This window comes from uncultured Draconibacterium sp. (assembly GCF_913063105.1).
In the GTDB taxonomy this organism is placed as follows: domain Bacteria; phylum Bacteroidota; class Bacteroidia; order Bacteroidales; family Prolixibacteraceae; genus Draconibacterium.
The window spans coordinates 92,929-116,989 of sequence record NZ_CAJXYQ010000008.1 but is presented as its reverse complement, the minus strand read 5'-3'; the positions used below and the strand labels follow the sequence as shown (position 1 = coordinate 116,989).

16 protein-coding genes are annotated in these 24,061 nt (G+C 40.2%); 9 read left to right on the top strand and 7 right to left on the bottom strand.

The genetic code is table 11. From position 1 onward, the window contains the following. Positions 1 to 240 precede the first annotated feature (240 nt). A complete protein-coding gene (locus QZ574_RS10210; protein WP_297089382.1) occupies positions 241 to 4,281 on the top strand; it encodes a hybrid sensor histidine kinase/response regulator transcription factor in 4,041 nt (1,346 codons plus the stop codon). 251 nt (positions 4,282 to 4,532) lie between these two features. On the opposite strand, the gene QZ574_RS10205 is transcribed toward QZ574_RS10210, so the two are convergent. Continuing rightward, the gene (locus QZ574_RS10205) at positions 4,533 to 5,261 is read right to left on the bottom strand and encodes an NUDIX hydrolase (RefSeq protein ID WP_297089381.1); all 729 of its coding nucleotides are present in this window, start codon (positions 5,259 to 5,261) and stop codon (positions 4,533 to 4,535) included. A gap of 350 nt (positions 5,262 to 5,611) precedes the next feature. Here QZ574_RS10205 and QZ574_RS10200 point away from each other — a divergent pair, with 350 nt between their 5' ends. The 8 genes from QZ574_RS10200 (at position 5,612) to QZ574_RS10165 (ending at position 15,011) form a co-directional block, all read left to right on the top strand. After that, positions 5,612 to 6,424, top strand: coding sequence for a hypothetical protein (locus QZ574_RS10200; RefSeq protein ID WP_297089380.1), 813 nt, complete (start codon positions 5,612 to 5,614; stop codon positions 6,422 to 6,424). A 45-nt stretch (positions 6,425 to 6,469) separates the two neighbouring features. After that, complete coding sequence (locus tag QZ574_RS10195) at positions 6,470 to 8,272, top strand: hypothetical protein (RefSeq protein WP_297089379.1); 1,803 nt, start codon at positions 6,470 to 6,472, stop codon at positions 8,270 to 8,272. A 96-nt stretch (positions 8,273 to 8,368) separates the two neighbouring features. After that, the gene (locus tag QZ574_RS10190) at positions 8,369 to 9,859 is read left to right on the top strand and encodes a mannitol dehydrogenase family protein (protein WP_297089378.1); all 1,491 of its coding nucleotides are present in this window, start codon (positions 8,369 to 8,371) and stop codon (positions 9,857 to 9,859) included. A gap of 114 nt (positions 9,860 to 9,973) precedes the next feature. Further along, complete coding sequence (locus QZ574_RS10185; protein WP_297089377.1) at positions 9,974 to 10,126, top strand: hypothetical protein; 153 nt, start codon at positions 9,974 to 9,976, stop codon at positions 10,124 to 10,126. Between the two features lie 164 nt (positions 10,127 to 10,290). After that, positions 10,291 to 11,172, top strand: a complete 882-nt coding sequence (locus QZ574_RS10180) for a carbohydrate kinase (protein ID WP_297089376.1) — start codon at positions 10,291 to 10,293, stop codon at positions 11,170 to 11,172. A gap of 581 nt (positions 11,173 to 11,753) precedes the next feature. Then, on the top strand, positions 11,754 to 13,070 hold the full coding sequence (locus QZ574_RS10175; RefSeq protein ID WP_297089375.1) for a DUF1566 domain-containing protein: 1,317 nt from the start codon (positions 11,754 to 11,756) through the stop codon (positions 13,068 to 13,070). A gap of 145 nt (positions 13,071 to 13,215) precedes the next feature. Beyond that, on the top strand, positions 13,216 to 14,301 hold the full coding sequence (locus QZ574_RS10170) for a histidine kinase (protein ID WP_297089374.1): 1,086 nt from the start codon (positions 13,216 to 13,218) through the stop codon (positions 14,299 to 14,301). Then, positions 14,298 to 15,011 (top strand): LytTR family DNA-binding domain-containing protein, encoded by a 714-nt coding sequence (locus QZ574_RS10165; protein ID WP_297089373.1) that lies wholly within the window; start codon positions 14,298 to 14,300, stop codon positions 15,009 to 15,011. The genes QZ574_RS10170 and QZ574_RS10165 overlap by 4 nt, the downstream gene beginning before the upstream one ends. 74 nt (positions 15,012 to 15,085) lie before the next feature. Here QZ574_RS10165 and QZ574_RS10160 read toward each other — a convergent pair whose 3' ends face one another. From QZ574_RS10160 to QZ574_RS10135, 6 genes are all read right to left on the bottom strand, one after another. Further along, positions 15,086 to 16,381: a class II aldolase/adducin family protein gene (locus QZ574_RS10160; protein WP_297089372.1), complete on the bottom strand. Its 1,296-nt coding sequence runs from the start codon at positions 16,379 to 16,381 to the stop codon at positions 15,086 to 15,088. A 103-nt stretch (positions 16,382 to 16,484) separates the two neighbouring features. Further along, a complete protein-coding gene (gene fucP, locus QZ574_RS10155) occupies positions 16,485 to 17,786 on the bottom strand; it encodes an L-fucose:H+ symporter permease (protein WP_297089371.1) in 1,302 nt (433 codons plus the stop codon). A gap of 133 nt (positions 17,787 to 17,919) precedes the next feature. Further along, on the bottom strand, positions 17,920 to 18,354 hold the full coding sequence (gene fucU / locus QZ574_RS10150) for an L-fucose mutarotase (protein ID WP_297089370.1): 435 nt from the start codon (positions 18,352 to 18,354) through the stop codon (positions 17,920 to 17,922). A gap of 495 nt (positions 18,355 to 18,849) precedes the next feature. Further along, entirely contained in the window at positions 18,850 to 20,355 is a 1,506-nt protein-coding gene (locus QZ574_RS10145) for an alkaline phosphatase D family protein (RefSeq protein WP_297089369.1), read from the bottom strand. 101 nt (positions 20,356 to 20,456) lie between these two features. Beyond that, positions 20,457 to 22,040 (bottom strand): sulfatase, encoded by a 1,584-nt coding sequence (locus QZ574_RS10140; RefSeq protein WP_297089368.1) that lies wholly within the window; start codon positions 22,038 to 22,040, stop codon positions 20,457 to 20,459. A gap of 12 nt (positions 22,041 to 22,052) precedes the next feature. Then, on the bottom strand, positions 22,053 to 23,912 hold the full coding sequence (locus QZ574_RS10135) for an alpha-L-rhamnosidase C-terminal domain-containing protein (protein WP_297089367.1): 1,860 nt from the start codon (positions 23,910 to 23,912) through the stop codon (positions 22,053 to 22,055). Positions 23,913 to 24,061: the final 149 nt, after the last annotated feature.

Sequence of the window (24,061 nt, the reverse complement as noted above, 5' to 3'; positions counted from 1 at the left end):
ATTTTTGTCTCCTACTTGAAAGCATGTTGCAAGCATGCAACATGCGTACTAGTTAAAATTGAAAGCCTTTCTTATTTTTGAATCGTAATTGAAGGAGCATTCACCATAAAGAAGCTTTGATAAAAATTAATGCTGTTTTTGTAGTTTACAAAGCATAGCTGTTTTTTGTAGATTGACGAGAGCAAGGCAAATAAAATACCCGGAAAAGTAATTCTTACAAAAATGTTTTAGAGCGTTAGCATGAAAGATAAATTTATAATAAGCATTGTATTTGTTCTCCTCCAGCATATCGCTTTTTCGCAAAACACCGACGACCTCCGATTTCGTCGCGTATCACCTCCGGGTGGTTTTAGTTTTCAGGCCATACACTCGTTTAACCAGGATAAATACGGTTACATTTGGATGGGGGGTTTTGACGGAGTATTACGTTACGACTCGAAGGAGATTGTACGCTACACCTATCATCCGGAGGCTTCAGATGGCCTCCCCAGCAATACCGTTACCGAAATTGCCATTGATAAAAACAACAATATTTGGGCAAGTACCTCAAAAGGCCTTTGTAAATTCAATCACGTTACCCAGGAATTTGAGCAGATTCACTACTCCTACGAAAACGGTTCGCAAACCAACACACACCTTTATTCCATTCAGTTTGACGGGCAAGGTAGGTTGTGGATTGTTGACGAGCACTTTTTAGGCTACCTCAACCAGGCGAGCAACAAAATGATTCGAATTACTACGGGTTTAGAGAATATTCCGCGAATTATTTACAACGACGAAACAAACCGTTTGTGGCTTGGTACGCTGGATGGTTCCGTATACCAGGTTAACAGCGAAGAAGAAAAGGTAGAAAAATTGATTGCCGGGCCGGGCTCAACAGTGCGTACCATAAGCACAAGTACCGAAAATATTTGGGTAGGCTACCAGGAGCACGGTGCCCGCATGTATAACTTTAACGGTAAACTGGAACACCACTACTCCTATACAAAAAATCCGGAATACAATATCAGCGATGCCAGTATACGGAAAATATGGCGCGATACCAAAGGCCAGGTGTGGATTGGCTCGTACCTGGGACTGTTTAAAAGTATAGGTAAAGAATTGGTACACTATGATCATAATAAATACGACGGACTTCCGCACAATTCTATTTTTGATATTTACGAAGATCAACAGGGAGGTATTTGGATAGGAACATGGTCGGGAGGAGTAGCATACATGCACCACTCTGATAATAAATTTAACAACTACCGCCATTCGAACGAACCGGGCTCAATTTCTGACAATATGGTTAGCTCTTTTGCCCAAAGCACCGATGGGAGACTTTTTGTGGGAACCGAACTTTTTGGATTAAATTTATTTGATTCGGAAACATCAACGTTCTCCCCTATCCAGATACGGAAGCAAAAAGGAATTATTGATATTAAAACTATGCTGGTTGACAGGTATGGAGGACTATGGATAGGCTCGGCTTTTAACGGCTTGTTTTACCGCCCTGCAGACCAGGCAAGCTTTTTTCATTTTCCTGCAGGTGCCAACGATGGCAAACATGTGGCATCGCCCGAAGTTTACTCGCTTTGTGAATCGGACTCCGGAGTTTGGATAGGCACCAATCTGGGCGGTATTAATTTTTATCATTTCAGCACCGGAGAAATCAGTTTCTCTTCCGAAAAAGAGCCCTTTGCACAATTGCTTAACAACAACTGCAGAGCCCTGACCGAAGATTCAAACAAAAATTTATGGGTGGGTACGCTTGAAGGAGTTACCCGCATTCATCTGCCTAGCGGCAAAAGCACTCTCTTCAATATTCACCAAAACAGCAAACATAAAACCAGCAGCCAGAGTTTTTATTTTATCACCGAACTTAGCGATGGTAAAATCTGGATGGGTACCGGAGGAAATGGTGTAAACATTTACGATCCGCAATTGGATTCGGTACATATTTTTACCGCCAACGATTTGCTGAAAAATAAAGATGTTTATGGTATTATTGAAGACTCGTTTAGCAACATCTGGATAACGAGTAACGATGGTTTGATCCTGTACAATACCGAAAATAATTCGTCGCGAAGGTTTGTGCTAAACGATGGTATCCAGGGCAACTTGTTTAATCCCAATGCTATTTTTAAAGACCGCCAGGGTAATCTTTATTTTGGCGGAACCAATGGTTTTAGCCAGCTTGAGCCGAAACCCATACAAACTAACCAACGCCCCCCCAATGTGCTGCTAACAAAAATTATTGTAAATAACCGTAGCATTGTTCCGATGCAAACCGTTGTTAACCAGTACGAAAGAATTATTTTAGCCCCCGAAGAAACGAACCTGAGTTTTACTTTTTCAGCCGACAATTACCTGTTGCCCGATAAAAATGAATTTACCTACCGGCTAAGCAATTACATTAATAACTGGGTGCAAAACAACAATAAAGGCACGGCCAGTTTTGTTAATCTTCCGGCTGGCGAATATCGTTTTGAAGTTAAAGCCAGCAACAACGATGGAATATGGAATGAAGAACCAGCCAGCATTACCATTGTTATTCAGGAATTTTGGTACAAATCAAAATATGCCCTAAGCTTTTATTTACTGGTTACACTGGTTATTATTGTGCTTATTATCCGCTTTTTCAGAGAGCGATCGAAATTGAAAAAGGACTTGCTGATTGAAAAGATGGAACACGAGCAAGAAGAGCAGTTAAACGAAATGAAGCTGAAATTCTTCACCAATATTTCGCATGAATTCAGAACTCCGCTTACCTTAATTAACGGTCCGGTTAAACAACTGTTAACTGCATCCAATTTAACCGATGTACAGCACAAACAACTTGATACCGTTAAACGAAATACCAACCGGCTGTTGCAGCTCATCAACCAAATAATGGATTTACGCAAAGCCGAAAAGGGTTTGGAAAAACTCAGCATCAGTCAAACTAATCTGGTTCAATTCATTAACGATCGGGTCTTGAATTTTTCGGAAGAGGCACGCGCAAAAAATATTACATTTTCGTTTAACTATTCCACCAGCTCCCAAATAATTGAAGTGGACGAAGAAAAGCTGGATAAAATAATATTCAACCTGCTATCTAATGCATTTAAATACACGCCAACCAACGGAAATATAACGGTGAGTCTTGCCACAAATTCATCAGACCGGCAGAGTTTCTTTTCAAACCAACTGAGTTTTGGTGAGTTGGAAAAAGAAGATTTTGTTGAAATTGCCGTTCTGGACAGCGGACAAGGCATTAGTGGAGATGATTTACCTAAAGTATTTGAACGTTTTGAACACGGAAAAAATAATAGCTCGAAAGAAAACAGCACCGGAATTGGATTAAACCTTTGTAAAGATTTTACCCTGATGCACCGCGGTACTATAATTGTTCAAAGCACGGTTGGAAAAGGCACTCGTTTTGCGGTAAAATTGCCCACCAAACAAAAGGCCCAAAAAATTATGTACCAAAGTCACGAGGAAGTTAAGAATATTGAATCGTGGGAGGCTAACGAGAACACTGCACAGCAAGTACCTGAAGCCAACAGCAACACTACTGTTTTGGTGGTGGAAGACAACAAAGACTTACGCGAATACATTGTTGGCCTGTTAACTAATTTTTACAAGGTACTTTTTGCCGAAAACGGGCAAGATGGTCTGGCAATGCTGAAATCGAATAACATCGACCTGGTTATTTCAGATGTAATGATGCCCAAAATGGATGGCTTTGAGTTTTGCCAAACCCTAAAATCTCAGATTGAAACCAGCCATATACCGGTTATTCTGTTAACCGCATTATCATCGGCAGAAAATACCTCCATTGGGCTCGATAAAGGTGCCGATGCCTATATCTCAAAACCCTTTGAAGAACAAGTACTTTTAGCCCGGATAAGCAACCTGCTCAATCAACGCAAACGGCTTCAGGAAAGCTACGCCAAACGATTTATAAGCAAGCAGTCCATTGATGTGGGTAGCCTCGACAACTATTTCCTGAATAAAATTAATGCCATTATTGAAGAAAATCTTGTAAACGAAAACTTCACTGTAGATATATTAGCTTCAGAAATGGGCCTAAGCCGCAGCCAGTTGCACCGGAAATTGAAACAAATTTCCAACCATTCGGCATCAGAATATGTAAATATGGTACGGATAAAAAAAGCTACTGCTTTACTGGCATCGCAAAACTTTAATGTTGATGAAGTGGCGTTTAAAGTTGGATTCAACAGCCATTCTTATTTTAGCAAGTGTTTTAAAAAAATCCACGGAAAAACCCCAAAAGAGTATTTAAAGGGATTGTAAAATTACCTGTTCCACCGATAAAATAGCTCATTTCATCGATTCAGTTATGCCGGGCACACCAATTATCGCTTACTTTGAAATGAAAACAAAAAACAACAGAAAGCAGAAACAATTTTTTTTCATAGATTAGGTTTAGTTAGTTCAGAAAACAGGGAGGCAGAGGTCTCCCTTTTTTATTGCACAAAAAAAAAGCCCCGCTTGGTAAGGATTTTCCAGGCGGGGCTTTCAATATAATAAGCAGATATATTGCGTCAAATATTTATAATATAATTCTTATTCCCCGTTTTATCGTATATATCGCGGCTAAACATATACAAATTCGATGGTTTTTTTGAACCGCCAACTACCCGCTTTTCGTCAAGCGGCACAATGTAGGTTTTACTAATTGCTTTTTTACGAAAGTTGCGGTTATCTATTTCGATACCAAATACCGATTCGTAGGCAAGCTGCAATTCATTCAGAGTGAATTTATCGTCTAAAAACTCAAAAATAACAGGCTCGGTCATTACCCTTTGTTTTAAATCGACAAATGCCCGCTCAATAATTTCCTGATGGTCGAATCCCAGCTGTGGTAATTTATTCAGAGGATACCATTTTACACTTTCATGGTTCATCCGAATTTTTGAAAGAGGCAACAAAAAATAATAGGCTACCGACATAACACGTGGGTTTACACCGCGACTTTTTAACCACAGCAAATCTTTTTCGTTTTTAATACGCTCAGGATTTCCAAAAGTGCGGAACTGTTTTTTATAAATATTGCCCAGCCCTGCAAGCTCACTAAAAATACGCTCTGCCGATTCGTCGAGCCGTTCACTTTTTAGCACATGATCGCCTGTTAACACCCAATCGTCAATAACCGGATACTTATCATCGTGCATGTGCAACATCCGTTTCGATAAAAGAATACTAATCCCATCGTTTGCAAAACCAAAAACAACACAGTCAACCGAAATATTTGGAATTTTACGAAAATCCATAAGCGTTTTTTTAACGTTTTTACCCCTACTTAAAACTAACACAAATATATAAACTAAACTCATTAAGTTCCAATTTTTTCTAAACAAGCACTTTTATTATTAAACGTATATTTAACTATTTCCAACATTTAGAAATTAAACATAAACACATAACCAATTAACACCGACAAGAACACATGTTATAAAACATACCACACAAAACCCTTTATATATGGGACTTATTCAAACTCAAAAGAAATATTATTTCGATTTATTTTGGATATGAGAAAAATATTTTCATACATTTGCTGAACTAACGTACTTTTAACGCTTTATAAAATTATCACATAAAACATTTAAACCATAGGATTATGAACTTACAGGTAACAAAAACCCAAAAAGTTAAAACCCAATTATTACGCTTTAAAAAATCATGTTTGTCATCAGCACACTTGTTAATACTTATTCTTTTAGGTGCATACATGGCAAATGCACAAGACGAAACTTCAATTGCCGATAATTTTAGCGTAAATCTTGAACTTAAAAACATGCACCTGTGGCATGGCTTTGTGGTTACTCCGGGTATAATGATGGCATCGAGCATTGAATATGTTTCGAACAATAAAAAGTTTATTGCAGGACTTTGGGGTGGCGCAAGTTACAGTGGCGAATACAAAGAATTTTCGTATTACACCAAATACAATTTCACCAACAATTTTAACGCAAGTCTTATAAGCCACAATAATTACAGCAATTACGAGAACTACGACATTTTTAGCTACAACAAGTACACCTCTCCAAACTTTGTTGATGTGGTTTTTGAATACACCGTATCGGAAAATATTCCATTAACCTTTTACTGGAGTACCATTTTATTTGGCAACGGTGCCGATTTTGAAGTGGAAGACGATGGCTCGGACACCAATTCTTACTCCAATTATGTTGAAATGCGCTACAAGTTATTCCCTCAAAATGAAACCAGTATTACCTTATTTGCTGGTGGTGCATTCTCGTTTACCACCGAGAAAACATTTTACAGCGAAAGTACGAATATTGTAAACCTGGGCCTGACTGTTAGTCACGACGTGGAATTTCTATCAAAAAAGTTTCCCGTAACGGGTACGGCATTCTGGAATCCTGAATCTGGGAAAGGTGCACTTCAATTGGCGATTGCCATTTTTTAATTCAACAATTCAATTTTTTAATATAACTTCAAAAGCATAATAATCATGAAAAACGAATCAAAACAAAACTTCGACCACCTGGATGAAGAACAGCTGCCCATAGCACGGCATAAACTTCATGGAGGGAAACACTTTGCCGGTCTTTACGCCGGAGAACATGTTGCAGCAACTGAATTTGTTATTGGCGCTACCTTTGTTTCGCTTGGAGCAAGCACGCGCGACATTCTTTTCGGACTACTTATCGGAAATATCCTGGCTGTGCTAAGCTGGACTTTCCTTACCTCTCCTATTGCGGTTCAAACCCGATTGAGTTTGTACACTTACCTGAATAAAATTGCAGGCGATTCGATGACCAAACTCTACAACTGGGCAAACGTGATAATTTTTACCGTAATTTCTGCGGCAATGATAACCGTTTCCTCCTCAGCTGTAAGGTTTCTGTTCGGAATTCCAGCACAATTAAATTGGTATTCAACAAATGTATGGTTCTTATTAATTGTAGTAGCTGTTGGAATTGTTGTTGTTTTTGTTGCCATTTACGGCTTTAATACCGTTGCCGATTTTTCGAGTATTTGCGCTCCCTGGCTATTTACCCTTTTTGTTGCCGGTGCATTGGCCCTGCTTCCCGCATTGGCGCATTCCGTAATCGGCTCTACTTCTATTTCGAGTTTTAGCGAATTTGTTCGAATTGGCGATGTTTCTATTTGGAAAGGAGTAACCAACACGGGAGAGTCGGGAATTGGTTTGCTTGAGGTTATTGGTTTTGCCTGGGCTGCCAACACCATCACCCACGTTGGATTAATTGATATGGCAATTTTCCGTTACGCAAAAAAAGCCAGCTATGGCCTTTATTCCAGCTTTGGAATGCTTTTCGGGCACTACATTGCCTGGATTGCTGCCGGAATTATGGGAGCAGGTGCGGGTGTTTTACTTAACCAACCGGTGGTTGCTTTAGACCCCGGCGATGTGGCTTATTACGCTCTTGGTGCTTCGGGGTTTGTGATTGTAATTGTTGCCGGATGGACAACTGCCAACGCTAATCTTTACCGTGCAGGACTGGCTGCTCAAGCAATCTTTTCGAATCACTCACGCCGTAAAACTACTCTAATAGTTGGTGTATTTACTGTAATTATTGCCTGTTTCCCCTTTGTATTTGGAAAAATGTTGCCAATGCTAACCTACGCCGGCTTATTGGTTGTTCCGGTTGGAGCCATTGTTTTTGCTGAACATTTCCTTTTTCCAAAAATCGGTTTAACCAGGTATTGGGCTTACTACAAAAAAATGATTACCAGCAAGCCTGCCATTATTTCGTGGATTGCGGGGCTTGTTTTAGGCTTTGGACTAAACGCTTTAGATATAATGTCGTTTTACTACCTGTTTATTCCGGCATGGTTTTTTACACTGCTATTGTATACTATTTTAGCAAGATACAATGGAGCTACAAAAGACTACACGGAAGAAATTAAGGAAGAACAACAGTTGCAAGCCAATATTTTAGCCTACCAGGAAGATAAGGCAAAATACGAAAAAGTGGAAGTTAAAGACTCCTCTGTTTTCTCACGGGTACTAAGTTATGCCTCAATTGCATGTTTGTTGGTTATTATAACTTTAGCATCTGTAACTATGTTCGGAAGCGCCGACCTGGAAGCCTACAACCTGAACAAAGATATTTTCCATAAGTACGCATTCTTCTGCACCATTGGCTATTTCACCTTTGCCTATTGGAACCTGCTTCGCAAAAAGGCACTTAGCAAAGCTGCTTTCGAAAAAGCGAACACCAAACAAGAATCGTTTAACTCGGCAAACGCCGAAGTTGCCACAGAACCCGTAATGGCAACCAATAAATAATAAAAACAAAGTATAACACCTGGAGCAAGACTGCACCGCGCTTTGCCTTTTGCGCTCTGCCCTATGCGCCCTGCTCCATGCAAAAAAATAAACAAGATGAAAACTTCAATAGCATTAAATCAAGAGAATCTGGCAATAATGCCACCTAATGTTTCCAAACCATCATACAACAGAGACAAAGTAAAAACAAGCATAGTACACATTGGCGTTGGTAATTTCCACCGCTCGCACGAAGCCTATTACACCAACGAATTAATGGAGCGATATGGTGTTTTAGATTGTGGAATTTGTGGTGTGGGTTTATTAGATTACGACCGCCGGATTTACAACATTTTAAAAGACCAGGATGGCCTTTATACTTTAGTTACCAAAGAATTGGACGGCTCGTTAAGTGCAAAAGTAATTGGTTCGATTGTGGAATTTCTGTTCGCTCCGGAAAACCCGATTGCCGTTATCGAAAAAATGGCGAACCCTGACATTAAAATTATTTCGCTGACCATTACCGAAGGTGGTTACAACCTAAACGAAGCTACCGGTGAATTCGATTTTAGCAACCCGGTAATTGTTGAAGACATGAAAAATCCGATGTCGCCAAAAACGGTATTTGGCTATTTGGCACAAGCCATGAAATTACGTATGCAGCGGGGTTTCCCGGGATGTACCATTCAATCGTGCGATAACATTCAGGGCAATGGCAATGTGGCAAAAAAATCGTTGCTCAACTATGTTGAAAAAGCAGAACCGGAATTGGTAGAATGGATTGAAGAAAATGTTTCGTTCCCGAATGCCATGGTAGACCGAATTACACCTGTAACCGTTGCAACAGATATTACAAAATTGCAGGAAGAATTTTTAATTGACGACCAATGGCCCGTGGTTTGCGAACCATTTATTCAATGGGTAATTGAAGATAAGTTTGCTGCCGGACGACCTGCCTGGGAAAAAGTTGGAGCTCAGTTTGTAGAGAATGTCGTTCCGTTTGAAAATATGAAACTGCGTTTATTAAATGCCGGACACAGTGTACTGGGAATGCTGGGAGCTTTGCACGGGTACAATACAATTGACGAGGCTGCCCGCGACGAAGATTTTAAAGTTTTTCTGCGTGCTTTTATGGATGAAGAAGCCAGCCCTACACTTGGCGACCTGGGCGGTATCGACCTTGAAAAATACAAAGACAGTTTAATTGAACGCTTCCAAAACATTTACATTAAAGACCTTATTTCGAGGATTTGTTTAGAAAGTTCGGCTAAGTTTCCGATTTTTTTGCTGCCAACAGTAAAAGCACAATTGGAAAATGGCGGTAATTTTGGACGTGCAGCTTTTGTGGTTGCGGCCTGGTGTAAATATAACGATGGAGTGGATGAAAACGGAAATACCTACACCATTGAAGATGCCATTAGCAACGAACTAATTCGCGCAGCAGCACTTTCGCACCAGGAACCTATCCGCTTTTTGGAAATCGATACGGTTTTTGGCAATCTGAAAGCTAACAAGACTTTTGTTGATGCTTTCCTTAAATCGTTGAAAATGCTGAGAAGCAAAAAAGTGAAAGCGTGTGTGCAGGAGATGAATGGCGTTTTAGCATAAGAAGAAGCAGGAAGACCGAAGCCGGAAGTAAAAAAACATTTAAAATTTTATTGCAGGACTCCGGTCTTCCAACTTCAGACTTTCATCATAAAATAAATACAAAATGAAACGAACATGAACTTATTTAATCATAACTACACCAGGGCAATTGCATTTAAAAAGCTTAACCGCAAAAAGCGCGAAAAACACGAAAACAAAATTGTAAAGCAATTTTTAACACGTCATAGACGTGTGCATATTTCACGTATTTTGTGCCTTTCGTGGTAAAACTAAATTTATATGGCAAAGCCATATAACTTGAAAAGTTGAATGCGATTGCCCTGATAATTACACAAATAAGGATGATTAAAAAAGTTTATGTGAGAGCGGAGCGGTTCCATCCGTTCTCAAATTTTAAAGTAAAATATTAACAACTTGAAAATTTTAAACGGATGAAAAACATAGTTTGTTACGGAGAAGTATTATGGGACATGTTACCCACAGGTAAGAAGCTGGGAGGCGCACCTTTAAACGTGGCACTGCGAGCACAGTCGCTTGGTAACAACACAAAAGTAATTAGCGCCATAGGAAATGACGAGATTGGTAACGAAATTATTGATAAAATGAAAGCACATTCTGCCAACCTTAACCATATTCAGGTGAGCAAGAATTTCGGCACCAGTGTTGTTTTGGTACATTTAAACAACAAAGGCTCTGCATCATATGAAATAAAAATGCCCTGCGCCTGGGACGACATTCAACTGTTAGAAAAAGATATTGAAGTTGTAAAAAACTCGGATGCATTTATTTACGGCAGCCTGGTTGCACGCAGCAGCACTTCACGCAAAACCTTATTTGATTTGCTGGCAGAATCAAAATTCAATGTTTTCGATGTAAACCTGCGTCCTCCTCATTTTTCTCTTGAAACCCTAAACAGTTTAATGAAGCCTGCGGATTTTATAAAATTTAACGACGACGAAATTGTTGAAATCTGTGCAAACATGGGCCAGTTAAATAAGCCACTGGAAGAATGTATCAGGTTCATTGCAAACAGCACAAACACTGCTCAAATTTGCGTTACACTGGGAGAGAAGGGTGCTGTTCTTTTTACCGACAATGAATTTATTTACAATAAAGGATATAAAATTACTGTTGCCGACACGGTTGGCGCCGGAGATTCGTTCCTAGCCACCATTGTAAGCAAACTACTAAACGGCTCAAGTCCGCAAGAGGCAATAGACAGGGCCTGTGCAATTGGTGCAATTGTGGCATCTAAAAACGGTGCAAATCCGGTAGTTTCAACTGATGATATAGAAGAAGTAATGCAGAAGTAACAATTGTATTAGATTATTATCAGACAACGATGATATTATAAAGATAAAATTAAATACGGGGAGCCAACAGCTTCCCTTTTTTTGCCCTTCCACGTCAGCCAGCGATAAAAACACAAACACTTTTTAACATCCATTAACATACTGGCACACAGCACACAAACACTCCAAATCACTTTAAACAAACATTCAATCATTCTATCGACAAAATAACTCATTTCATCGATTCAGTTATGCCGGGCACACCAATTATCGCTTACTTTGAAATGAAAACAAAAACACAACAGAAAGCAGAAACAATTATTTTTCATAGATTAGGTTTGGTTAGATTAGTTAGAGTTCATAAAACAGGGAGGCAGAGGTCTCCCTGTTTTTGCTGTCAACCTAAATGGTTTGATATAAGGCTATTCCTGAACCTATATCTCATTTTTTACAAATCCTGATAAGCTGAGTTTTTCCCGAATCGTAGTTCTGCAAATTTGTCGATGAAAAAATCAAATCCGTCGAGTCCATTTCATAAAAGATTTCCCATTAAGTTCCTTTGAACCAATCAAAATTCAATTAAAAAACGAAAGAAAAGAGCAATGGGAAATTCGAAAACAGAACACAGAAAATTATTTGTTAGATTGTTTGCCTTACTAATCCCAGTTGGTTTGCTTATTGGCTGCCAAAACGACGATGGCGACATAACATCGGAAGAGCTGGATGTAATAATAACTTACGATTATACCCTGGTAGCCTCGGGGCAAACTTCTATTTACGATGCCGATGGTGCAGAACTATACAACCTAAGTGAAGGCGATGCTTTTTTTGGGCAAGATGGAAATTATCTTAAAGGGGCTACCATGTCGTATGTTGACAATGGCGATGGAACCACATCTGACATAAACACCGGGTTAATGTGGCAAACCATTCCCCTACCCGAAAAAATGACCTACGACGAAGCAATTGAATATTGCGAAAATCTTGAACTGGCCGGTTACGATGACTGGCGTGCCCCGAGTCTGAAAGAATTATTCTCGATTAGCGATTTTGGTAAAGGGTGGCCATATCTCGACACCACTTATTTCAAACTGGCTTCGGGCATTGTCGACAAATCAGAACAATTTTGGTCGGGCAACCGCTATGTTGGAACCACAGTTGAAGGGCAGGATAATGCCGCCTTTGGAGTTAACCACGTTACCGGACATATAAAAGCTTACGCTGCCGGCTCTGAAATGGAAGGAGACGATTCCGGTGCACCTCCAACTGACGGAGCACCAACTGGTACAGGAACCGCACCAAGCGACAGCACCGGTACAGGCACTCCTCCACCTCCGGGAGAAGGAACGGGAACAATGGGCAGTCCTTTGGCAAAATACATTCGTGCGGTTCGTGGCGACGAGTATGGTGCCAACGATTATGTTGATAACGGCGACGGAACAATAACCGACAAATCAACCGGTCTGATGTGGACACAAGACGACAGTGGCGAAGGCATGGTTTGGGAAGATGCTCTTTCGTTTGCCGAAAACTCGACCTTTGCCGGATACGACGATTGGAGACTGCCCAATGTAAAAGAACACCAGGCTATTGTTGATTATGCTTATTCGCCAACAGCAACCGACCCCGATAAAGTTGGCCCGGCCATAGACCCCATATTTAATTGTACACAAATTACCAGCGAAGCAGGTTACGACGACTACGCTTATTACTGGACAAGCACATCGGCAAATTTTTCAAAAGGACAACCCTATTATTACGCCTGGTATATTTCGCTAGGTAGAGCTGTTAACGACCAGGGCGAAGACTTTCACGGAGCAGGTGCCGTTCGGTTTGACACAAAAGACATTGATGGCCCGGCAGGAGAAGATGCAGAACGCTATTACAACTACGTTCGACTGGTTCGAAATGTTGAATAAAACGATAGAATAAGATTTTGTTTTCAGGCTTTGAAATGCCGGATACCCGGGGCAGGATATTTCTTGCCCTGGTGTTCGGCAAATTCAGCATAAATTCACTAATTAAAATTGATAGCATATAGAAAAACTTTACATTTACAACAATATGAAAACTACCATAAAACCCAATACTAATTTTAGCAGAGTACAATTTCAGATAATACTTTTTATCTGGCTGCTAATATTTGCCATTCCTTTGTTAGCTGGCGATACCTCCAACGGGATAGCCTGGTCGCATATTACAAGAATTTGGATAGAATACGGATTTGTTTTTGTTGTTTTTCTGATAAACCATTTCCTTTTATTTCCTCAATTTCTAAAAGGAAGACGAATACTATATTTTGTTTCTGTCTTTTGCATACTGGTGCTACTTGTATTGGTATCTTATTTTTTTGGAAACACCGACGCTCCGCCAGCCGATGCCATGCAGCCAATGAGGCCTCCTGGCGAAGGTCCACTCGGACCTCCACCTCATGGGAAAGGCCCCAGAGAATTTATTCCCCCATCTGGAAACCTTTTAATAATTAGTATCTTAATGATTGGATTTGATGCAGGGCTCTCGTTTGCGGGCAAATGGTTACAGGCCGAGCAAAACAAAATTATACTGGAAAAAGAAAATGTGGAAAACAAAATGGCTTTTCTGCAAAACCAGGTAAGCCCTCATTTTTTCATGAACACTTTGAATAATATTCATGCCCTGGTTGATATTGATACAGAAGAGGCAAAAGAGGCAATTATCCGTCTATCGAATATGATGGCCTACATGCTGTATGAATCGCAAACCGAAAAAATCAGCATTCAAAAAGAAATTAATTTTATAAAAAGTTATGTGGAATTAATGAAATTACGTTTCTCCGAAGAAGTTGAAATAAAATTGGAAATTCCGGAGAAACTACCCGAAATCAGTGTTCCTCCCCTACTTACCATTTCGTATATCGAGAATGCCTTTAAACATGGCATAAGTTACGAGTCGCCATCGTTTATACACCTGGCCTATACATTTACCGATAAGCAGTTAGGCTTTGAGTTAAAAAACAGTAACCACGCCAAACAAAACAATAGCACGAACTCGGGAATAGGTCTGCAAAATGCGCAAAAACGTCTCGACTTATTATTTAAAAACAACTACAGTTTAAAAATGAGTTCGAAAACCGACAAAGAATTTACCATTAAATTAAATATTCCGCTATGATACGCTGTATTGCAATTGATGACGAGCCTTTAGCTTTACGACAAATAACAGGCTATATTGATAAAACACCATTTTTGCAACTGGAAAAGAGCTTTAACAGTGCCTTAAAAGCTATGGATTACCTGAACGACAACGAGGTTGATTTGATGTTTGTTGATATTAATATGCCCGACCTTACCGGGCTAGATTTTGTAAAATCGATATCAACGTCGGCCAAGGTTATTTTTACCACTGCCTATCGCGAATATGGCTACGAGGGCTTTCAGCTGGATGCTGCCGATTACCTGGTAAAACCCATTGGCTACCCCGATTTTTTAAAGGCTGTTACCAAAACAAAAGAACGTTTCTTCTCAAAAAAAGAAGTGACTGAAACTGTTGAAAAAAACGACCGATACCTGTTTATAAAATCGGAATATAAAATTGTACGCATTGATTTTAACGACATTACCTATATTGAAAGTATGCGTGACTATGTGCGAATTCACCTCGACAACCAGAAGCCGATAATGGCATTAATGGGCATGAAGAAAATGGAAGACTTTTTACCTAAGTCAGATTTTATGCGTGTACATCGCTCGTTTATTGTTAACCTCAATAAAATTTCAACTATCGAGCGTAACCGCATTATTTTTGGTAAAGACTACATTCCCATAAGCGAACAGTATAAAGAGCTTTTTCAGGAATTTTTGGATACCCGCTTTCTAAAATAATTGCTGCAAAAAAAAGAGATAATCGAATCATAAAATTCAATCATCTCTTTTTTTATTTGTTACAACTGCTGTTGTTAACTCAGAAATTTCTTTCTTAAATCTTCCACCTGCTCGTCGTTTATAGGAATTAGCTTACCCAGCGAAGCCCCCATTGTTAATGATTTTGCACTAAACTCGGCAACCTCAAGGCGGTCGAAAGTTCCCAGTAATTTATCTCCGGTTACCAATACCGAATCGTTATTAATAATTACCGCTGGCGTATTTTCCGAAATGGTATTTAAAATTGCTTCTTCGCCTGCGAAATGCGAACCAAAAGGCATATTTGGTATATCCTGAAGAAATATCCAACTTTCAGGAATTGTTCGTACATCAATTTTTTCGCCGGTAACACTATACCCCATCAAATATGGCGTTTGAGTTAAAATAATGGAATTAATGTGCGGATTGCGCTTGTATATTTCCTGGTGTAACCATGTTGAACGACTTGGAACTTTTCCCGGCTCACGCTTTCCATCCTTAATCTGCACAATATCTTTTAGTTGAATATCCCAACGCGCCACATTAGTAGGCGTAATCAAAAAATCATTTTCTTTCCACCTAACCGACACCGTTCCGTACGAGCTAATCATTAAGCCCTGCTCGCAGGCACGCAATACAATTCGCTGTATTTGCTCGCGTATTGCCCGTTCATCCGAGGGATAACTCACCTCTTCCATCTCGGGCAAAAGCTTTGGCACTTGGTTTTCAAATTCATCTATTTGCGCATCACTCAGGTAATTGGGCTTTCCAATGGTACTCCCGTTAATAAGTGTGCGTGCACTAAATTCCATGGTTTCAAAACGCTGATAAGCATCGCTAAGGTTTACACCGCCAACCACAGTACCGTGGTTTTCCATAATAACAGCATTTACGCCTTTTTTAAATTCTTCGGCAATAACATCGCCCAACTCGTTGCTACCGGGCAAAGCATAAGGTGCATAGCCAATTGGGCCAATTACATTCTTAGCCTGTGGCAATACGTTCGGGTCGGGTATTTGGCGAACGATACTAAACGAAACCAATGCCGGAGGATGTGCATGTATAACGGCCTTTATTTCGGGCCGGCATTTGTAAATTGCAATATGGAACGGATACTCGGATGAAGGTTTGTGTCTTCCTTCAATGGTTCCATCGTTTCGCACACAAACAATATCAGAAGCACGCAAAGTTCCCTTGTCGATAGCTGATGGGGTTACCCAAACATCGCCATTGTCATCAATTATTGAGATGTTTCCGCCGGAGGTTGTGGTTAGTCCTCCTTTGTAGATCTTATCAATAATCATGATAATCTGATCGCGGGGATGCATCCATTTTGTATTCAGTTTTCTCATTTCATTCTGTATTTATTTAGTTAATAGTCATAGCAAAAGAATTATGCTCAGGTTAATCCAACCTATTTATAATCATCACTAAAGAATTTTCACGCAAGCTATACTAGTTTGAGTCTTGCTTATAAAATTTATAGGTTCTGTAGCCATACGTGGCAATTACCACAAAGCTTATTAGCGGCAAAACAAAGGATACATTAACTGCAGGCATATTTCCAATTTGTCCCATATCGATAATAGTACCCTGCAGAGGTGGCATTAAAGCACCTCCAACAATTGCCATAACCAAACCTGCGGCACCCAGGGTGGCATCCTGTCCAATACCTTCAAGAGCAATTCCATAAATTGTTGGAAACATCAGTGACATAAATGCAGAAGTTGCCACCAGACAATACAAGCCTGCCATGCCTTCAATAAAAATGGTTCCGGTAATGGTGCACATACCTCCAATGGCAAAAAACAATAGTAATCGCCTCGAATTTACATATTTCATCAGTAAGGTGCTTATAAAGCGGCTTCCCAGAAAAATGCCCATTGCAACAATATTGTACATTTGTGCGGTGGCCTTATCAATCCCCAGGTTATCAGCATATTGAATTATAAATGTCCAGCACATAATTTGAGCAGCTACGTAAAACACCTGAGCCAGAACACCTTCGCGGTAAACACGGTTACTTATCAGGCGTTTAAACGATTGCATGGGATGAATTTCGTTGGCATGCCCGGTTTGCGGCATTTTAGTGAGTACAATAACCACAAACATGGCGATTACCACCAGACCTAAAATTACGTATGGGTTCCGTATAATCATCAGATCGTTGGTTCGAATAGCAGCTTTTGTTGCCTCATCAAGCATGGGGAAGATAAGTTCGCCCGCTGCATTTCTTTTATCCGACTCTAAAGCCGCCAAAACAATGCGCGAAGCGACAAACATGCCTAGCAGCGATCCCATTGGGTTAAAAGCCTGTGCAAGGTTTAAGCGGCGTGTTGCGGTTTCTTCAGCACCCAGGGATAGGATAAACGGATTAGCCGTTGTTTCGAGAAAAGCCAGGCCAAAGGTTAAAATATACAGCGAAACCAGAAAGAATCCGAAAGCCTGAAATTGAGCGGCAGGCCAAAAAAGCAAGGCTCCCGTGGCATACAATGCTAAACCTAAAAGTATACCCTTTTTATAACTGAATTTTTGTACAAATAAAGCAGCAGGAATAGCCATAGTAGCATAACCGCCATAAAAAGCAAACTGCACCAGCGAGGCTTTTGCATTTGATATTTCCATTACGGTTTTAAATGCTGCAACCATGGGATTGGTAATATCGTTGGCGAAGCCCCATAACGCAAACAAGCTGGTTATTACAATAAACGGAAACAGGTATTTTTTCTCTACTACCTTAGTTTTTGTTGGTTTCATTTGTTTTAGTTTTTGTTCTAAATGGTATTTCCCTTTTTACAGGATACCGGCATTCAATAACAACAGGCAAGCTTCATTATTACCGCTCAAGTTGTTTTAAATACCAAAATTTATGGATGTTTTTATAAGTTTTCTACTCTACGGGTGTAACCCCTTTTTTAAGAATTATATTACCGTATTTGGCCAGCTCACCTGTAACCACAACTGCAAAAGCTGATTTTGTTCGTTCGTAAAAATCAAAGCGTTCAATACGTAAAACCGGCTTAACTTCTGGATTGGTTTTTCGAATACTCTCCAAATAACTGTCTTCTACCTGTGGGTCAAGGGTGTCGCCCTCCACCGCGCTCATCATCATCAGCGGATGGTCGGTGTATTGATCAAGCTCGAAGAGCGGTAGGATTGCAGCCAGTAATTCAGGGATTTTTAATCCATCAGCGCGCAGTACATTGTTATTAAAACTTTCAGCCGGGAAGTGGGCATCTGCTAAAACAATTTCGTCGCCATGGCCCATACGGCAAAGTAATGCAAGTAATTCGGGGCTTAATAAAGGTGATATTCCTTTCAGCATAAAGTAAAAATTTGATTGATTTATTTCAGTTTAATTCATTTTAAACACTAATACAGAAAACTTCAATTGATTCGCCCCATGAAGCTACACTTTCATCTACGCTAAATATGAAAAATTGCCCTATCCTCAACTTCACCTCCAAGATGTACAGCAGGCACATTTCTTCATTTATTTCAATCTTTTTGAAGAGCTTGGCAGTAAACCAGCTACCACCCGGCTTAAAAGCCGGCTACACCCATCGGATGCGTAGTAAGCAAAGCCCCGGGTAAATCATAAAAATCTCAACCACTATAATTTAAAAAGAACGAATACTATTTATAGTTACTCATTCTTGTTTGATTTTTGGTTTTGTAAACCTTAATTTTGTTTAGCGCAAAGATGAAAAAAAGGTATACTGCACAAAATGACCGATTTTATTAATTTTATATCTATTTGAAACATAGCCCTCCTAAAAACCGGTTTTAAGAGTGCATAGCGACACGGGGGGAGATGTATTTATTGTGGAGTAAGTTTATCGTATGTTAATTTTATTTGCTCTAAAACCGCTCCATTCTCACCAGTTAAACTGAATTGAAGTATTGGCAGTTCCTCCGTGGTATCAAAGCTTAATTCGCCGAAAGCCACAAACCCTTCACCATGGTAGCCAAATAACTGGTTTTGCGGGTTGGGAGCCATTGCATCCGGTCCGGGTACCCCGCCGAGTGATGCTACCTGAAACTCGTAAAACCTGTTGTTGTTTTCACGCGGAATACGGAATGCCCTTGCTCCATGACGGTCTCCACTTAAAAAGACAACACCAGAAATATGATTTTTTTCAATAAACGAGAATAATTCCTCCCTACCGGCAGTATCCCAGGTACCCCATGAGTCTTTTCCATTTGAAACATCATCGCTCCACATGGTACCACTGGAAATAACTTTAAATGGAGCAGTAGAATTTTTGAGGGTATTTTTTAACCAGTCTTGTTGCTGTTCGCCCAAAAACGAAGCATATTCTCCACGTTTTTCAATGGTTCTGCACGACCGGGTATCAAGCATTATAATTTCAACAGGCCCCAAACGGGTAGAAAAGTAAATGCCATCTTCAACATTTTCAGGGTTATTCCAGTTCTCCTTCCATATATTCCGGAGAGCATCTCTGTCGTTGGTTGAAAAACCTTCAGGAATGCCGCTTAAATCGTTATTTAAATAGTCGTGATCGTCCCAGGCAGTATACACCGGAATTTGAGCTACCAATTGCTGCCATGGAGTCGATAAATCCCTCAAAAGGTAGTCTGAACGGTGCATGGCAAAGTTATTTTCCCTGTCGTCAACCGCAATGTCGCCAAGTAAAAGCATAGCTTGTGGTTTTCGGGCCATTATTTGGTTAACAAGGTTAGGGTTATGGATTCCTATTTTATGAAAACACGAGCCAAAGGCGAGTTTAAAAACAGTTTTCGCATCTTCTGAGGGAGCGGTTGTAAATGAACCGTTGGCTACTTCATTATTTTCAATCACGATTGTATACTGATATTCGGTATTGGGAAAAAGGTTTTCTACTTCAATCTTTTGCACCACACCGGGGCTTGTTTTTTCCAGCCGCACCTCATTTGGGGTACCATCTTCTTTTTTGCTTACAACAATACTGAGTGGAAGTTCCTGTGCCGGACGCAACCAAAATTCAACACTTTGGCTTGTGAGTTTTCCCAGCATTGGGCCCCCTAATAATTTTATATTGTTCTTTTTAGCCGCTGCCAGTATCTCCTCGTTGGTAAAATCAGCAGTACTGCAGGCAGCAAATACCGAACGAGCCGTAAGAAAAAATTCTTTTTCCTTTTTTGATGCACCCAAATAGCTATCCTGCAACTTTTCATCAATTGATTGATTGCCAACATGTGCTTCTTTTAAAGTAACTTTATGTTTGGGTTGCTTTATCTCATCAAGCTGGGCACTCACTCCTAAACAACTAAATATAAACACTATAACAATAGTTAATATTTTATACTTGTTAGAACTTTTCATTGATGATAAATTTTAGGTTTAAGCCCATGCCGGATGTTTAAACAGGCTATATTGGTACTTTTTTGCTAAAATAAACTTTTACACCGATATTTTTGAGTGATTCACCTGTTATTCAGAAAACGATTTAAATGAAACCGGTTCAACTCATCGCTATCGCCATATTTTTTTCGAATTTCAATAAGCCTGGCGTGCATTTGTTTTTGTACTTCAGCGTACTCCGGGTTATTGTATAAATTAGTCATCTCTGTAGGATCCTCTTCCAGATCGTACAATTCCCAGGTATCCGAATCGTAATAAAAATGAATGAGTTTATAGCGGTCGGTACGCACTCCGTAATGGCGTTGCACATGGTGTTCGCCCGGATATTCGTAATAAGTATAATAAATGGCATCGCGCCAGTTTTCGGTCTTTCCTTCTGACAAGCTCCTGAATGATTCGCCCTGAATATCTTCAGGAATTGCTGTTTCTGCATAATCCAGAAATGTTGGAGCAAAATCAAGGTTCTGAACCAGTCCATCCACAACAGTTCCGGGTTTTATTTCTTTTGGGAAGCGCATTAAAATAGGTGTACGAAACGACTCTTCGTACATAAAACGTTTATCAAACCAACCGTGTTCGCCCAGGTAAAATCCCTGATCGGAGGTATAAATTACAATGGTGTTTTCGGCCAGGCCTTCCTCATCAAGATAGTCTAGCACTTGCCCAACACCATCGTCAACCGATTGAATGGTGGCAAGGTAATCTTTCATGTAACGATTGAATTTCCATAAGGCCAGCTCTTTTCCTTCAGGCTTTAGTTCTTTAAACTCCTCAATAATTGGCTTATAATGAGCATCCCAGGCAGCCCGCTGTTCTTCGTCCATGCGGTTGTATATATTTTGAGCATTGGGGCGGTAACGGGTTTGAAATTCTCCTTCGTCATCGAGCATTTTTAAATCGTACACCAAATCCATATGTTCCCAAATCCCCATTTCATGTTCAGCAGCTACGGGGCGGTTTTCAAAATTATCAAAAAAATTGGCGGGCGGTGTAAATGTCGAGTCCTCAAATAAATCGAGGTACTTTTTCTCGGGCATCCAGGTCCGGTGTGGCGCCTTCTGGTGATATAGCATCAGAAATGGCTTGCTTTTATCGCGTTTGTTTTTTAACCAGTCTAATGCAATATCGGTGGTAATTTGCGTACAATAACCGTGGTACTGCTTTTTAACGCCGTTTTCAATAAAATCGGGGTTGTAGTATTGCCCCTGCCCCGGCAGAACGTTTGAATAATCAAATCCCTGCGGCAAACCATCGATATGTATTTTGCCAATCATAGCTGTTTGGTAACCTGCTTTTTGCAGCTGTTTGGCTACGTTATCCTGGCTCCAGTCAAAAGCCTGCTGGTTATCCACTTTCCCGTTAACAAAACTGTGTTTGCCGGTAAGCATCACCGCACGGCTGGGTGCACAAATCGAGTTGGTAACATACCCTTTGGTAAAAATTGCCCCTTCCTCTGCAATGCGATCGATATTGGGTGTATGGTTTAAACCATGGCCATATGCACTAATGGCCTGATAGGCATGGTCGTCGCTCATTATAAATACAATATTGGGCCGTACTTGCTCTTTGTTGGCAGTATTGCACGAACAAATTATAGCCAAAACAGCAAAACAGCACAACTCAACTATGCGATTTTTTTTACTCATCAGAATCTACTTTTAAATTTTTTTAAGAACAAATATATTTTCTCCGGGCTTAAGCTCCACCACCTTTGGCCATTTTTTTTGTTCTAAACCATTAAAAAGTAACATTTCAGTAGAATTTGGGACATAAAATTCGCCACGCATCGTATCAGGAAGGACCAGCGTATATTTCTCTTTTCCGTTTGGCATGGTCTCAAAGCTTGCTAAAATCTGGCCAACTTTGGTAGGCACACTCAACTTGCAATGCGTTAAGCCTACAATCTGAGGTTTTATTGTAACGCTTTTAAAACCGGGCTCCCGAGGTGTTATTCCCCACATGTACCTGGTAACAATATTGGTTGGGGCTGTTCCCCAGGCATGGTTCCAATCGGCATTTGGTTTGTATTTCATGTCCCAGGCTTCAAGCGTCATGGTCGATCCTATTTTAATCATATTCCACCAGGTACGATCATGTGTGGTATCGGTAATTAAGTGCATTGCATACTCGGGTGCCCTGGCTTTAAACAATCCCTCTAACAAATATTGAGCACCGTAAACACTGCAAGCCATCCCTCTGGTTTTAATATGCTCAACCACCGATTTCTGATATTCTTCAGGCACCAAATCAAAAGCCAATGGAAACATATTGGCATGCAAAGAGGCATGGTTTGAGTGCTCGCCATCTACATAAACCCCACGTTCTTTATCAAATAGCTTTTGGTTAATGGCCTCTTTGGTTTTGGCCGCTTTTTCCTGAAAGCATTTTGCATCATCATATTTCCCAATGAAATTAGCTATTTCTGCCATAAGCTTCATGTTATGATAGTAAAAGGCATTAACTACGGTATTAATCGCTACCATTTCGTAGCCATCGCGTTCTCCGGCTTCGGTTGCCAGTTTCCATCCCGTATCTTTTTGGCCCGGAGGCCAGTCAACGATATCGCGTACATTGGTTTTTGGATTTTTAAAGCCGAGTTTTTGTTTATATTCAGGTGTAAGCTTTTCTGTTTTTGTGCTAATTAGCCCATCCTCACGCACCAGTTCCATTAAGGTTCTGGTTTTTAATGTTTCGTAGTTTTCTTGCAGTACCTGTAAATCGCCGGTATACATATAATCCTGATAAAACAACATTACCGTGTGCAAAAGCCACTCGGTTGGCCAGGTAGGGTGTTTCAGAAAATATTGGTTGGTTCTGCGGGCAACAGCATACTCCTTATCCAAACAATAATGACTTAACTGATTAATGTAGGCATCGGCTTCGTATGGAATCCGCTCACGGTCGCCATCAACATAATACCCTGTAAAGGTGGTGGCTTTTATGGTATGTTTACACAACTCCCACACGGCGTTTAGCACCGTATCCGACGAAGTAAACAAACTAGCTTCATCGTCAAATTTGCAATAAAAAGCTTTTTGTAAAACATCAATCTCACGAATAGGGATTTTCAGGTTTTTAAGCTCGCAATAACGAAAAGGCATAATTACGCCAAACGAATCGGGTAAAGCAATGGCATTAGGGCCCGTATTTCGTTTATCAGCCTTTAACTGAACTACTGTTTTTCCGGGTTGTAACATATTTAACACAACTTCCTGGTAACGAATGGTTCCGCCAGGCTGTTTGTCAACCAGGCTATTTTCAGCCACTTTTTCTCCTATATGAAGAATCAGGCTATCGTCCTGTTCGTGTTTAGTTTCAAGTACCACCGTTCCGAAAAAGGCTTTACCAAAATCAATAAGATAATGCCCCTCTCCGACTTTGGTAATTTTTTCGGGTTGAATAAAATCTAATTCAAATTCAAACTTACTATTTTGAGAATAAGACTTGTTATAAAACGCGCTTGTTACCAGCATAAAAATGATTATCATCCGACTTATTCTACTTCTCTTTTTTACCATAACTTATTTGTTATTTCATTAATTATTCACCAGTTATTATTTTAACGGGGCCCAGTAATCCTGATGGGACCAGCGGACTATCTTTCTGATAATGCCGGGCCGTGGTAAAAGTAACTCTTCCGGTTGGGCTATTTTCACCGTCAATAAAC